This is a genomic window from Allostella sp. (assembly GCF_041913585.1).
Classification (GTDB): Bacteria; Pseudomonadota; Alphaproteobacteria; order ATCC43930; family Allostellaceae; genus Allostella.
The window spans coordinates 1-10,448 of the sequence record NZ_JAYSFE010000079.1 but is presented as its reverse complement, the minus strand read 5'-3'; the positions used below and the strand labels follow the sequence as shown (position 1 = coordinate 10,448).

Here is a 10,448-nt window from a genome sequence, read left to right as displayed (position 1 = left end):
GTTCCGTCGCGGGCCTTCTTGGCTTGGACCTGCCCGGCGTCAGGGGTGCCGGCTGAGTTGGCTGATCTCGTCCTTGATCCGCAGCTTCTGGCGCTTCAGTTCGGCCAGCACGCCGTCATCGGGATGCGGTCGGTGCGTCTCCTCGTCGAGTCGCTGTTCCAGGTGGGAATGCTGACGGCGAAGCGCATCGATCCGATCAAGAGTAGCCATCGTCACCTCCGGCTGGTCAGTCACAACTGTGACATATGGGAGCTTACGCCCCATCTTGAACCCCGCCAAGGTCGACGAACCACCGAAACGGACCGGTTCAACGCCTTGATTTTCCGTTCGAAGTTCCAAGTGGCGCCGTCGCTGCGGCAATCAGTGCCGGCGGCGGTTCGGCCGGGCCGGCCCCCAGCCGGTCGAGGCAGGCGCCGAGATTGGCGGCGATGGCGATCCCGGGATCCGTCCGTCCCTGGCGCTCGCCGGCGGGGCGCAGCGCCTCCAGCGCCGCCTGCTGCAGCCGCTCGGCCTCGAGCTCGACCGCCTTGATGCGGATGCGCAGGGCCACCGCCGCCTCGGCCGTGACGGCGCCGATGTCGGCGCGGAGCGCGCGCCGCACGGCGCGCAGCGGCCGCACCACCTGGTCGCGCCAGGCACCCGTCGCACCTTCCGCGGCGGCGAGGTCGGTGGCGGCGAGCGCCAGCCCGGCCGCCCCCCACCACGCCGCCCACAGGAGGACGTTGACGTCGGCCCCGTGGCCGTCCTGGAGGGCGAGGCACCAGTCCGCCACCCCCGGCGCGCCATACACGCGCATGGAAAAATCCCAGAGGCTCTCGTGGGCCGTCATGCCGCCGTCTCCTGCCGGTCGCCGAAGCAGATGCCGAGCCCGCGCGCGGTCTTCACGATGGCGCCCTCGGAATCGACCGCCTGATAATGCTCGATCGCGTGCTGAATCGGTACGTCTCCGACCTGCCGGTTGATCCAGGCGACCATCCGGTCGAACCGCCCCTCCGCCACCAGCTCGACGGCGTGGACGCCGAGCGCCGAGGCGAGCAGCCGGTCACCGGCCGTCGGCTGCCCGCCGCGCTGCACATGGCCCAGGACCGTGACCCGGGTCTCGGCCCCGGTGTCGCGGGTCAGCCGCTCCGCGACATAGTGTCCGATGCCGCCGTAGGAACCGCGCCCCTGCCGCACCGGGCGGCCCTCCTCGGTCAGCACCGCCTCCGCCACCACGACGAGGGCGAAGTTCCGGCCGCCCTCCTGGATGCGGCGGAGGTGCTCGGCGATGACCGGAAAGTCGTAGGGGATCTCCGGGATCAGGATGACGTCGGCGCCGCCGGCGATGCCGGTGGCGAGCGCGATGTGGCCGGCGTCGCGGCCCATTACCTCCAGCACCATGACGCGGCTGTGGCTGGCCGCCGTCGGCTGCAGCCGGTCGAGCGCCTCGGTCGCGACCGCGACCGCCGTCTGGTAGCCGATCGCCGTCTCGGTCAGGCCGATGTCGTTGTCGATGGTCTTGGGAATGCCGACGAGCGGAATGCCGCCCTGGCGGGCGAGGCGGCGCAGGATCGCGAGGCTGCCGTCGCCGCCGATGCCGATCAGGGCGTCGAGCCCGAGCAGCCGGAAGCCCTCGATCACCTCGTCGGAGCGGTCGAGCCGCCGGCCGTCCGGCATCGGGAAGTCGAACGGGTCGCCATGGTTGGTGGTGCCGAGCACCGTTCCGCCCATCCGCATCATGCCGGTGTCGGCGGCCTCGGCGCCGAGGGTGTCGGCCATCGGTGGACGGGCCATCAGGCCGCGGGTGCCCTGGCGGATGCCGACCACGGTCCAGCCGCGGCGCCCCGCCGCGAGCACGACCGCGCGGATCACCGCGTTGAGACCGGCGCAGTCGCCGCCGCTGGTGAGGATGCCGATGCGCTTCGCCGTCATCGCGCTTCTCCGCTAGTATGGCCGCCGAGTGTGCCACGCACGGGCATGATGGCGGGGATGGATCTGGACCTGGAGCTCATCCGGCAGAAGCTGGAAGCACTGAAGAGCGAGCATCGCGACCTCGACGACGTGATCGAACGGCTGGCCGAGCAGGCGCCGGTGGACCAGCTTCGCCTGCAGCGGATGAAGAAGCGCAAGCTGATGCTGAAGGACCAGATGGCCAAGCTGGAAAGCCTGCTGCTGCCCGATATCATCGCCTGAACCCGGATCGCCTGGGCCCAGATCGCCTGAGCCCGGATCGTCCGGGCCGCCGTCACCCGGCGCCCGGCGCGACGGTGCCGCTTGCCGGGCGCGGGCCACCCCCTATAATCCGCCGCTTTTCGCGGACCAGGCATCATGGAACGGGTTTCCCCCCTCGTCGGCATCATCATGGGCAGCACGTCGGACTGGGAGACGATGCGCCATGCTTCGGAAACGCTGGAGACGCTGGCGGTTCCCCATGAGGTGCGGGTGGTCTCGGCCCACCGCACGCCCGAGCGCCTGCACCACTATGCCCGCACCGCGCGCGATCGCGGCCTCAAGGTGATCGTCGCCGGAGCCGGCGGCGCCGCGCACCTGCCCGGCATGGCCGCCGCCATGACCCCGCTCCCCGTCTTCGGCGTTCCGGTCGAGAGCCATGCGCTGAAGGGCATGGACAGCCTGCTGTCGATCGTCCAGATGCCGGCCGGCGTGCCGGTCGGCACGCTGGCGATCGGGCGCGCCGGGGCGGTCAACGCGGCGCTGCTGGCGGCGGCGGTGCTGGCGCTCTCCGACCCGGCGATCGCCCAGGCGCTCGACGGCTGGCGGATGCGCCAGACGGCGGCGGTGCCGGAGACGCCGGTGGCGGGCGGCGGCGCATGAACGGCCCCGCGCCGGCCTCCCGCGGCCTCGTTCGTCCGGGGTCCACCATCGGCATCCTCGGCGGCGGCCAGCTCGGCCGCATGCTGGCCCTGGCGGCCGCCCAGCTCGGCTACCGCACCCATGTCTTCGTGCCGGAGGCGGATTCGCCGACCGCCCAGGTGGCGGCGGCCGCGACCGTCGCCCGCTACGACGACCTGGACGCGCTGAGCCGCTTCGCCGCCGCGGTCGACGTCGTCACCTTCGAGTTTGAGAACGTGCCCGCCGCGACCGCGCAGCACCTGGCGGCGCTGCGGCCGATCCACCCGTCGCCGTCGGTGCTGGCGATCGCCCAGGACCGGCTGGCCGAGAAGCGCTTCCTCAATGGCATCGGCGTCGCCACCGCCCCCTTCCGCGCCGTCGCGACGCCGGCCGAACTGGAGGCGGCGCTCCGCGAACTCGGTCGGCCGGCGGTACTCAAGACCGTCCGCCTCGGCTACGACGGCAAGGGCCAGTCGATGATCCGGGCCGACGGCGACGCCGCGGCGGCCTTCGCGGTCCTGGGCGGCGCCGACGGCATCCTCGAGGGCTTCGTCGACTTCCGCATGGAGGCTTCGGTCGTGGTCGCCCGCACGGCGGTCGGCGACGTCGCGCCCTACGTGCCGGTCGAGAACCGCCACGTCCACCACATCCTCGACACCACGATTGCGCCGGCCGCCATCCCAGCGGCCCTGGCCGAGGAGGCGGTGGCCACGGCCTGCCGCATCGCCCGGGCGCTCGACTTGGTCGGCCTGCTGGCGGTCGAGATGTTCGTCACCCGCGACGACCGCATCCTCGTCAACGAACTGGCGCCGCGGCCGCACAATTCCGGCCACTGGACCATGGACGCCTGCCGCACCAGCCAGTTCGAGCAGCATGTCCGCGCCGTCTGCGGCCTGCCGCTCGGCTCGACCGAGCGGCACTCGGACGCGGTCATGAAGAACCTGATCGGCGACGAGGTCGAGGGCTGGCTGGAGGCCCTCTGCGACCCCGCGGCCAAGCTGCACCTCTACGGCAAGGCCGCGGCGCGGCCGGGCCGCAAGATGGGGCACGTCAACCGGCTCTACCCCCGGGCCGGCTGAACGGCCGCTACCGCCCGAGGAAGCGCCGGCCGCGGTGGTTCGGGCCGGCGCGCAGGAAGCGCCGCGGGTCCGGCAGCCGCTTGAGCAGCGATTCCGCCTGCTGGCGCAGCCGCGGGATGCGCATGACGTCGGCGATGCGGCGATCGAGGAAGGCCCAGCTCTCGGCATGGCCGGGCGAGCGGTCGTTCATCCAGTAGACGAGCGTCGAGGAATAGACCCCCGCCAGGAGCGCCCGGCGGGTGTACCAGGAGGCATCGGTCGAACGGTCGCCGGCGGCGTACCAGACGGCGTCGACCGTCCGCCAGACGAGGCGGGCGCCGGTCGGCGCCATGTGCGGCAGCGACAGCACCGCCGCCCCCCGCCGCACCGCCTCGCGGTAGGGCGCCAGCACATCGATGCGCGCCCGCACCGCGGCCGCGATGCGGTCGCGGATCTTCATCGCCTCCATCGGCAGTTGGCCCAGGTGGGCCAGCATCTGCCGGTCGGCCCACTCGCTGAACGCGACCAGGAGTTCCGTCTCGCCGCCCGGCAGCAGGTCCGGCACCTCGGCCGCCGGGATGCCGCAGTCGCGGGCGCCGGCGCGGATCGCCGTCATCGTCCAGCCGTCGAAGGCGGCGTTGGCCGCCGCCGCCAGCACCAGCGCCTCGCGCCGGTCGCTCATGGTCATCGCGGCACCTCCAGGTCGGGCGGATATTTCGCCATCTCCTCGTTGAAGCCGAAGAGCGAGAAATCGGTCATCCGGGCGGGATAGAGGATGCCGTCGAGATGGTCGAACTCGTGCTGCACCAGCCCCGCGTGGTAGCCCGAGACGACGCGCTCGACCGGGCGGCCGTCGAGGTCGGTGCCGGAATAGCGCAGGCGGCGCCAGCGCGGCACGGCGCCGCGCAGGCCGGGGACCGACAGGCAGCCCTCCCAGCGCAGCGCCTTCTCCTCGCCGAGCGGCGCGATCACCGGATTGACCAGCGCCTGCATGGGCAGGGGCACGTCCTCGGCGTCGCCGGTCAGGCGCTCGGCGCGGACGCGGAAGATGACGAGGCGGAGCGGCACATGCACCTGCGGCGCCGCCAGCCCGGCACCGCCGATGTCCTCCAGGGTGTCGATCATGTCGGCGACGAGGGCGCGGACGGCGGGCGCCGTCGGGTCGGGCACCGGCTCGGCCACCCGGCGCAGGACCGGATGGCCCATGCGGGCGATCTTGAGGATGGCCATGCCCGGAATATGGCGCCGCGGTCGCGGCCGGTAAAGCCGGCCGCGCTCAGTCCTTCTCGGCCAGGAGCGCCAGGAGGCGGTTCAGCCGGGCGCGCGTCTTCGCCTGGTGCGCCGCCACGTCGCGGTCGCGCCAGTCGTAGAAGCCGCGGCCGGTCTTCACGCCGAGATCGCCCGCCCGGAACTTGTCCTGCACCACCGGGCTCGGCGTCGCCGAGTGGCAGAGATGCGGCACGATCGCCGCCTGGGCCAGGGCATGGGTGTCGAGCCCGGACAGGTCCTTCTGCTCGATCAGCCCGGTGATGCACATCCGCGGCCCCAGCATCTCCTTGGCCGCGATGTCGATCTCGGCCGCGGTGCAGACGCCCTTCTCGATCAGGTAGTAGGCCTCGTGCAGGATGGCGTGCTGCAGCCGGTTGATGAGCAGGCCGGGCAGCGCCTGCCCGAGCGGCAGCGCGCGCTGGCCGCAGCGCGCCACCGCGGCGGCGACGGCCTCCATCACCGCGGGGTCGGTCTGCCGGATCGCCGCCAGTTCGACCAGCGGGATGACGTCCGCCGGCTGGAAATAATGCAGGCCGGCATAGCGTTCGGGATGGGCGAGCTTGTCGGCCAGTTCCTGGACCGGCAGCCCCGAGGTGTTGGTGACCAGGATCGGCCGGCCGCCATAGGCCGCCTCGACCCGGGCGTTGAAGGCGATCTTCGGGGCCATCTCCTCGACGATCGTCTCGACGATGAGGTCGGGTGCCTGCGCCGGCAGGTCGCCCAGCACGGCGACCCCCTCGGGCACGCCGGTCGCCTTCTCCGGCGCGCGGGTCAGGATGGCGGTGGAATGGCCGCCGCGCGCGAAGGCGGCGGCGATGCCGCGTCCCATCGTGCCGAGGCCGGCGACGAGGACGGATCGGATTTCGGTCATGCGGCCGCGACCCTAGCCCGAACCGGCGCCGGCCGTCACGTCTCGGATGAACCGGCGGCGCGGCCCGTGCGACCGAGCGGCAACCCACACGCGAGGGACCCGATGCAGCGCCTGTCGCTCCTGCTCTTCTCCACCACCGTCGCCATGCTGGCGGCCGCGATCGTCGTCGTCGCCTGCGAGGTCGCCGCCAACCCGCGGCTCTGAGATGGTATAGGATCGGCCTCCCGCCCAGGACCGGAGGCCATCCCGCCCGTGCTCATCCCCAAGACGACGCGCGCGCGGCCGGGGCCGCGCGGCATGGACGTGGCCGAGGCCGAGGCGCTGGCGCTGCGGGCGCTCGCCTGGATCGCGGCCGACGACGATCGCCTGCTGCGCTTCCTGGCGCTGGCGGGCACCGGGCTCGACGAAGTGCGGGCGCGGGCGACCGACCCCGCCTTTCTCGGCGGCGTCCTCGACTGCCTGCTCGGCGACGAGCGCTGGGTGCTGGATTTCGCGGCCGAAGCCGGCATCGACCCGGCCCTGCCGGCGGCGGCCCGCCGGCGCCTGCCCGGCGGCGGCGAGGTGGAATCGTGACCGTGCCGGCCGCCCATCGCCCGCCGGCCAGCCGCGCGGCACTGGTCGCGTGGAGCCTCTACGACTTCGCCAACTCGGCCTTCCCCACGGTCGTCGTCACCTTCGTCTTCTCGGCCTATTTCGTCCGCGGCGTCGCCGCCGACGTCGAGACCGGAACGGCGGCCTGGGGCCACGCCATGGCCCTGGCCGGCATCGCCACCGCGGTGCTGGGTCCGGTGCTGGGCGCCGTCGCCGACCGCTCGGGCCGGCGCAAGCCGTGGATCCTCGCCTTCTCGCTCGCCTGCATCCTGGCGGGCGGCGCCCTCTGGTACGTCCGCCCCGACCCGTCCTACGTGCCGCTCGCCCTGGCGCTGGCGGTCGTCGCGGTGATCGCCTTCGAGGTCGCCACCGTCTTCTACAACGCCATGCTGCCGGACCTCGTCCCCCCCGGGCGGATCGGGCGCTGGTCGGGCTGGGCCTGGGGCGTCGGCTATCTCGGCGGACTGCTCTGCCTGGTGGTGGCGCTCTTCGGGCTGGTGATGGCGCCGCAGCCCCTGTTCGGCCTCGACAAGGCGACGTCGGAGCACGTTCGCGCGGCCGCGCCTCTGACCGCGATCTGGTTCGCCGTCTTCGCGCTCCCGTTCTTCGTCCTGACCCCGGACCGGCCGGCGACCGGGGTCGCGCCCGTCGCCGCCGCGCGGGCGGGCCTCGCCCAGATCGGGCGCACGCTCCGCCATCTCGGGGGCGAGCGCAACGTCGCCCGCTTCCTCGTCTCCCGCCTCTTCTACACCGACGCCCTCAACACCCTCTTCGCCTTCGGCGGCATCTACGCCGCGGGCACATTCGGCATGAGCTTCGAGGAGGTCATCCTCTTCGGCATCGCCCTCAACGTCACCGCCGGGCTGGGCGCGGCCGCCTTCGCCTGGATCGACGACTGGGTCGGACCGAAGACCACCATCCTCGCCGCCATCGCCGGGCTGATGACGGCCGGCACCGCGGTGCTCCTGGTCGACGACAAGGCGTGGTTCTGGGTCTTCGGCCTGGCGCTCGGCGTCTTCGTCGGGCCGGCCCAGGCGGCGAGCCGGTCGCTGATGGCCCATCTCGCCCCGCCCGAGCGGGAAAGCGAGATGTTCGGCCTCTTCGCGCTCTCCGGCAAGGCGACCTCCTTCGTCGGTCCCGCGGCGCTGGCCTGGACGACGCTCGCCTTCGGCAGCCAGCGCGCGGGCATGGCGACGATCATCGTCTTCTTCGCCATCGGCTTTGCCATCCTGCTCGGCGTCGATGGGCGCCGCCGGGTCTAGCGGCGCCGCGACGGCGACCCCATATTAGTTTGGAACAATTCTAAAGGAGGGTCCCCATGCGCAATACCCGGATCGACCTCGCGCCGGAGGTCCGCGAGAAGTCCATCGAGCTCCTCAATGCCCGTCTCGCCGACGCCATCGACCTCAAGCTGCAGGCCAAGCAGGCGCACTGGAACGTCAAGGGCCGCAACTTCATCGCCATCCACGAACTGTTCGACGCCATCGCCGGCCGGGTCGACGCCCAGGTCGACGAACTGGCGGAGCGGGTGACGGCGCTGGGCGGCGTCGCCGAGGGCACGCTGCAGGCGGTGACCAAGCGCACCACGCTCGCCGCCTACCCCCTGCGCGCCGACGGCGGCGACCATGTCGCCCGCCTCGCCGACGCGCTCGCCGCCTATGGCAAGGCGGCGCGGGCCGCGATCGACGCCGCGACCGGCTTCGGCGATGCCGACACGGCCGACCTCTTCACCGGCATCTCGCGCGCGGTCGACAAGGACCTCTGGTTCCTCGAGGCACACCTCGAGGGCTGATCCCCCGCCCGGATCAGGCCGCCCGCACCCAGACGGCGCTGTCGTGGAAGACGGCGCCGCCCTGGGGCGGGCCGGGGTCGGCGCCGACGAGCGTGTTGATGCCGGTGCCCTCCTCGAAGGCCGCGTTGGGCCAGATGCCCTCGACCACGATGACGCCCCGCTGCTGCCCGTCGCCCGCCCGGGCGTGCAGCACGACGGTGCCGCGGCGGTTGCCGAGGCGGATGCGGGCGCCGTCGGCCAGCCCCAGCGCCGCCAGGTCGTCGGGATGCATGCGGGCCGTCGGACGTCCCTCGCGCTTCACCGACGACGGCGTCTCGGTGAAGGTCGAGTTGAGGAAGGAGCGCGCCGGCGGCGCCAGCATGCGGAACGGGTGCTCCTCGGTCGCCGCCTCGAAGAGCGCCGTCTGGTCGGGCAGCGGCGGCAGCTTCCGCCAGTCCGGCCCGATCGACTGCCAGTCGGCGCGGAAATGGAACTTCCCGTCCTTGTGCGGGAAGCCGTCGAGGAAATGGGCCTTCTCGAAGGGCGGCATCCGGTCCGTCCAGCCGCTGTCGGCCAGGATCGCCGCCGCCGACGGATAGCCGGAGGCGGCGAGCGTCGCCTCCATCATCTCCCATTCCGACATGGCGAAGCCCGGGTGCTCGGCCCCGAGGCGCCGGGCGAGTTCGGCCAGCACCCAATGGTTGGGCTTCGCCTCGGCCAGCGGCTCGATCACCGCCCGGGTGACGTGGAAGAAGCTGGTGCCGCTGGTCTGGTAGAAGTCGTCATGCTCGAGGAAGGTGGTTGCCGGCAGGACGATGTCGGCCATCGCCGCCGTCTCGGTCAGGAACTGCTCGTGGACGCAGGTGAAGAGGTCCTCGCGCAGGAACCCCGCCCGCACCCGGGTCGTGTCCGGCGCCACCATCATCGGGTTGGTGTTCTGGATGAAGAGCGCCGTCACCGGCGGACCGCCGACGAGTGCCTCCGGATCGCCGGTCAGGATCGGCCCGATCCGCGACTGGTCGAGGATGCGGGTCTTCGGGTCGACCCGGTCGAGCCCCTCGATCAGGGTCTTGTCGATGCCGTAGAGCTGGCCGTTGGAATAGAGCGCGCCGCCGCCGGGATACTGCCAGGCCCCCGTCACCGTCGGCAGGCAGGTGACGGCATGGACGCTGGAGGCCCCGGCGCGCGAGCGCGCGAAGCCGTAGCCGACGCGGACGAAGCTGCGCTTGGTGCCGCCGTAGAGCCGGGCGAAGGCGCGGATGTCGTCGGCCGGCACGCCGCAGATCGCCTCGGCCCATTCCGGGGTGCGGGTCTCGAGGTGGCGTTCCAGCTCGTCCGGGCAGTCGGCGTAGCGGGCCATGTAGGCGCGGTCGGCGAAACCCTCGCGGAAGAGGACATGCATGACGGCGCAGGCCAGCGCCGCGTCGGTGCCGGGGCGGACGCAGAGAAAATGGTCCGCGACCTCGGCGGTCGGCGTCCGGTAGACGTCGACGACGACGATCTTCGCTCCCCGCTCCTTGCGGGCGCGGGTGGCGTGGGCCATGACGTTGACCTGGGTCGAGACCGGATTGCCGCCCCAGATGACGACGAGGTCGCTCTCCGCGATCTCGCGCCCGTCGACGCCGCGCTTCATGCCGACTCCGGCGACCCAGCCGGAATCGGCGAGCGTCGTACAGATCGTGCTGAACTGGCGCGAGTAGCCCATGACATGGCGCAGGCGGTTGATGCCGTCGCGCTGCACCAGCCCCATGGTCCCGGCATAGTAGTAGGGCCACACCGTCTCCGGCCCGAGGCGCCCCGCGGCGCGCTTCAGCGCGTCGGCCACCGTGTCGAGCGCCTCGCCCCAGGAGATGGGCGCATAGGAGGACGCGCCGACGCCGCGCGGCCCGATGCGCTTCAGCGGCCGGGTCAGCCGGTCGGGATGGTGCACCCGTTCGGCGTAGCGGCCGACCTTGGCGCAGACGACGCCTGCCGTGTAGGGATTCTGGGCGCCGCGGACGCGCCCGATCGTGCGCGCGTCGATGCGCTCCACCTCCAGCGCGCAGGTGGACGGGCAATC

Annotated in this window: 13 protein-coding genes; 6 read left to right on the top strand and 7 right to left on the bottom strand. The window is 72.5% G+C overall.

Annotated features, from left to right (window positions below):
- Positions 1 to 39: 39 nt before the first annotated feature.
- The 3 genes from ACE3Q3_RS15345 to ACE3Q3_RS15335 all read right to left on the bottom strand — a co-directional run bounded on the left by ACE3Q3_RS15345 (position 40) and on the right by ACE3Q3_RS15335 (position 1,911).
- The gene (locus ACE3Q3_RS15345; protein ID WP_374447537.1) at positions 40 to 210 is read right to left on the bottom strand and encodes a YdcH family protein; all 171 of its coding nucleotides are present in this window, start codon (positions 208 to 210) and stop codon (positions 40 to 42) included.
- 97 nt (positions 211 to 307) lie between these two features.
- Complete coding sequence (locus tag ACE3Q3_RS15340; protein ID WP_374447535.1) at positions 308 to 829, bottom strand: TIGR02444 family protein; 522 nt, start codon at positions 827 to 829, stop codon at positions 308 to 310.
- Positions 826 to 1,911, bottom strand: coding sequence for an ATP-dependent 6-phosphofructokinase (locus ACE3Q3_RS15335; RefSeq protein ID WP_374447534.1), 1,086 nt, complete (start codon positions 1,909 to 1,911; stop codon positions 826 to 828). Before ACE3Q3_RS15335 ends, ACE3Q3_RS15340 begins: the two co-directional genes overlap by 4 nt.
- 57 nt (positions 1,912 to 1,968) lie before the next feature.
- On the opposite strand from ACE3Q3_RS15335, the gene ACE3Q3_RS15330 reads away from it, so the two are divergent.
- The 3 genes from ACE3Q3_RS15330 to ACE3Q3_RS15320 all read left to right on the top strand — a co-directional run bounded on the left by ACE3Q3_RS15330 (position 1,969) and on the right by ACE3Q3_RS15320 (position 3,908).
- Positions 1,969 to 2,172: a YdcH family protein gene (locus ACE3Q3_RS15330; RefSeq protein WP_374447532.1), complete on the top strand. Its 204-nt coding sequence runs from the start codon at positions 1,969 to 1,971 to the stop codon at positions 2,170 to 2,172.
- A gap of 135 nt (positions 2,173 to 2,307) precedes the next feature.
- A complete protein-coding gene (purE, locus tag ACE3Q3_RS15325; protein ID WP_374447530.1) occupies positions 2,308 to 2,811 on the top strand; it encodes a 5-(carboxyamino)imidazole ribonucleotide mutase in 504 nt (167 codons plus the stop codon).
- Entirely contained in the window at positions 2,808 to 3,908 is a 1,101-nt protein-coding gene (locus ACE3Q3_RS15320) for a 5-(carboxyamino)imidazole ribonucleotide synthase (protein ID WP_374447528.1), read from the top strand. The genes purE and ACE3Q3_RS15320 overlap by 4 nt, the downstream gene beginning before the upstream one ends.
- 7 nt (positions 3,909 to 3,915) lie before the next feature.
- On the opposite strand, the gene ACE3Q3_RS15315 is transcribed toward ACE3Q3_RS15320, so the two are convergent.
- Genes ACE3Q3_RS15315 through ACE3Q3_RS15305 form a run of 3 tightly spaced genes read right to left on the bottom strand, consistent with a single transcriptional unit; the run spans position 3,916 to position 6,027 of the window.
- The gene (locus tag ACE3Q3_RS15315; RefSeq protein WP_374447526.1) at positions 3,916 to 4,575 is read right to left on the bottom strand and encodes a COQ9 family protein; all 660 of its coding nucleotides are present in this window, start codon (positions 4,573 to 4,575) and stop codon (positions 3,916 to 3,918) included.
- The gene (gene def / locus ACE3Q3_RS15310) at positions 4,572 to 5,117 is read right to left on the bottom strand and encodes a peptide deformylase (protein WP_374447524.1); all 546 of its coding nucleotides are present in this window, start codon (positions 5,115 to 5,117) and stop codon (positions 4,572 to 4,574) included. The genes ACE3Q3_RS15315 and def overlap by 4 nt, the downstream gene beginning before the upstream one ends.
- Positions 5,118 to 5,163: 46 nt before the next feature.
- Positions 5,164 to 6,027 (bottom strand): 3-hydroxyacyl-CoA dehydrogenase NAD-binding domain-containing protein, encoded by an 864-nt coding sequence (locus ACE3Q3_RS15305; protein WP_374447522.1) that lies wholly within the window; start codon positions 6,025 to 6,027, stop codon positions 5,164 to 5,166.
- Between the two features lie 252 nt (positions 6,028 to 6,279).
- Between ACE3Q3_RS15305 and ACE3Q3_RS15300 the strand changes: the two genes are divergently transcribed.
- From ACE3Q3_RS15300 to dps, 3 genes are read left to right on the top strand one after another with little or no spacing between them, the layout of a single operon-like run.
- Positions 6,280 to 6,600, top strand: a complete 321-nt coding sequence (locus ACE3Q3_RS15300) for a DUF3572 domain-containing protein (RefSeq protein WP_374447520.1) — start codon at positions 6,280 to 6,282, stop codon at positions 6,598 to 6,600.
- Positions 6,597 to 7,880 carry an MFS transporter gene (locus ACE3Q3_RS15295; RefSeq protein ID WP_374447518.1) on the top strand — a complete coding sequence of 428 codons (1,284 nt, stop codon included), beginning with the start codon at positions 6,597 to 6,599 and terminating at the stop codon, positions 7,878 to 7,880. Before ACE3Q3_RS15300 ends, ACE3Q3_RS15295 begins: the two co-directional genes overlap by 4 nt.
- A 56-nt stretch (positions 7,881 to 7,936) precedes the next feature.
- Complete coding sequence (gene dps, locus ACE3Q3_RS15290; RefSeq protein WP_374447516.1) at positions 7,937 to 8,410, top strand: DNA starvation/stationary phase protection protein Dps; 474 nt, start codon at positions 7,937 to 7,939, stop codon at positions 8,408 to 8,410.
- A gap of 13 nt (positions 8,411 to 8,423) precedes the next feature.
- Here the strand turns inward: dps and ACE3Q3_RS15285 are convergent.
- A partial coding sequence (locus ACE3Q3_RS15285; RefSeq protein WP_374447514.1) for a molybdopterin-dependent oxidoreductase occupies positions 8,424 to 10,448 on the bottom strand: 2,025 nt, incomplete at its 5' end.